We start from the raw sequence: 2,323 nt of genomic DNA, 5'->3' as shown, positions 1-2,323 counted from the left end.
GCTGTCAGCGTAGGCCCAGCAGATCGAGGAGGCTGGTTCGACGCGATGCGTTCGGAGTTTGAGTTCATCCCTCCTTCACAGCGACTTCGCTTCGCGACCGGCTGTCTTGCGGCGGCTATGATCTGGCGGATTTGGACGCCGACAGGCGTGCGGAAACTCACACAGGCCAGACTTGTTGCAGCCAGCGCGTCGCTCGCCGCGCTCGCCACAACCAATGCCTTGATCGGGAGCTTCGGGCCCTTTGGTCCGATGATGGCCGCGCTTGGGCTCGCCTATGCCGGCGGGGCCGCTGCCACGGGTCGTTGGGGTCTGCGCGGGATGGCTGTCTTCGCACTGGCCGGAATCGCGCTGAACACTTCCTTTGTGTTGGCATGGACCGTAGGCGTCGTTGAACCGCGGCTTTTCCTCCGCGCGCTATCAATCGAGGCGTACTTCATCCTCGGAGTGTTCTTGGGCGCCGCCGCCGCAGGTCAGGCTCTAGCCACCCGGCTTGAGCGCAGCGCATAACCCAGCGCTTCCTTCGCTCCGTCTTGACGCAGAGCGCAGTCCGCGTCCAATCCCGACGCACCGCGTGGCCTCGATAGGACGACTGCGATCAGTCTACACTCGTAGCCGACTGTCTGTTCCCAAGTCATTTGCGACGTGCCGATAGAAGCGAAGCCGCCGCTCTCCGGGCTTGACGCTGCTTAGTCCGGACGGTCACGTAGTGGCTGAAAGGGTGGGGCCATGACCGGTATGCAGAAGAAGGTCGGTTCTGGGCTTGGGGCCCTAATCGTTGTCACGGGCTTCGTTTGGATTGTGTTCGACAATCTCGCCCTAGGGCTGATCTTCGGCCTAATGGTCGCGGCGGCGGCGGGCAAAGCGGTGAGTTCATCGCCACCCCCTGATGAGGAAGAGACGAGGGCGGGTGAGCCTGACCCCCACTGACGTTGCTGGGTCTAATTTAGAGTCGGTCATGGAGTCGAGATTCCGGATTTGGCGTTCGACCGCTCTCGACACTTACCGGACATCAGAAAACTTGGTCAGGTTCAACATGGCTACCAGATGGAGGAGTGGCGTGGCGCCCGACGTCCGCTCACTCGCCAATGGCGACCGTCTGCTCTCGACCTTTGCAGACATTTCGGGTGGCGGCTGATCTTCCCGAATTTCCAACCTGAGCCGTAGGAACGATCCCGACGGCCATGCCTTCCAACCGTCTCCTTGGAAGGGAAATACTATGATGAAAACACTTCTTGCCGCTTCGGCGGTGGCCGTCCTCGTGACCGCATGCGGAAATAACGACAGTGCGGACGCCCCGGTGGAAGGGCCGGCCGTTTCAAGCGCCGAGTCTCCCGTGAACCCCGCGATCGACACGGAAGACACGTCTGAAAAGGCCGCGCTCACGCCGGGCGCCAACTCCTTCACCGAGGGACAGGCTCGCGAAGCCATCGAGAAGCAGGGCTACAGCGTGTCAGGACCCCTGACGCAGGACGCGCAGGGGATCTGGAAGGGCCAAGCGACCAAGTCGGGCGGCGCCTCGACCACCGTGAGCGTCGACTACAAGGGCGTTGTCACGCCGCAATAGGCTCATCGCGCTATTTTCACTCACCACCAAAGGAGCCATCCCATGGCGACCATCACGCGGCTGTTTGACAGCCATACCGAAGCCCTCGATGCAGTAGCGGAACTCGAGGCAAGCGGCGTTTCCCACGACAAGATCAGCATCGTCTCCAACAACGCCGACAACTGGCACTCCGGGTCTTCGCGCGGCGGCGACGGCCCGCTGGGCGACCATAACGGCGACGGCGAGAACGATGTGGCCGACGGCACCGGGAAGGGCGCGACAACGGGCGGCCTCCTTGGCGGCGGCGCAGGCCTTCTCGCAGGTCTGGGGATGCTGGCGATCCCGGGCCTTGGCCCAGTCGTCGCGGCTGGCTGGCTCGCCTCGACCGCCGTCGGCGCGGCCGTCGGCGCGGTAGCAGGAGGCGCGACCGGAGGCCTGCTCGGCGCCCTCAAGGAAGCTGGTCACTCGGACGAAGAGGCCAACGTCTATTCGGAAGGCGTCCGTCGCGGCGGCACGCTCGTGAGCGTCAAGGCGGACGACGGCGAGAAGGACAGGCTGGAGGCAATCCTCAATGGCAAGCGTGGCTACGACGCCGCGACGCGTGGGGAGGCTTATCGGCAGACCGGCTGGACACGGTTCGACCCCGACGCTGATCCCTACAGCACGACGCAGATTTCTGAGGAGCGCTCGCGTTACCGCTAACTGAGCCGCGCCTCGCAGAAGCAAAAGATGGCCCAGCGGATAACCGCTGGGCCATTTCTGTAACCGGGCCGCGACCTC

Annotated in this window: 3 protein-coding genes; all 3 read left to right on the top strand. The window is 63.8% G+C overall.

Going from position 1 to position 2,323, the window contains the following annotated elements; translation table 11 throughout:
• On the top strand, window positions 1-507 hold a 507-nt coding region (locus tag VGB60_RS01815; RefSeq protein ID WP_331036574.1), incomplete at its 5' end, for a hypothetical protein.
• An 826-nt stretch (window positions 508-1,333) separates the two neighbouring features.
• Entirely contained in the window at window positions 1,334-1,564 is a 231-nt protein-coding gene (locus VGB60_RS01810) for a hypothetical protein (RefSeq protein WP_331036573.1), read from the top strand.
• 42 nt (window positions 1,565-1,606) lie between these two features.
• Entirely contained in the window at window positions 1,607-2,245 is a 639-nt protein-coding gene (locus tag VGB60_RS01805; protein ID WP_331036572.1) for a hypothetical protein, read from the top strand.
• The last annotated feature ends 78 nt before the right edge of the window (window positions 2,246-2,323 follow it).

Origin of the sequence: Brevundimonas sp. (genome assembly GCF_036399195.1) — a bacterium.
In the GTDB taxonomy this organism is placed as follows: Bacteria; Pseudomonadota; Alphaproteobacteria; order Caulobacterales; family Caulobacteraceae; genus Brevundimonas.
Note: the sequence above shows the minus strand (reverse complement) of the source record. Positions and strands in the feature narration are given on the sequence as shown.

What these genes read in the sequence shown, in the direction of transcription:
- VGB60_RS01805 (WP_331036572.1), top strand. Translation starts at nt 1,607, where the DNA reads ATGGCGACCATCACGCGGCTGTTTGACAGCCATACCGAAGCCCTCGAT.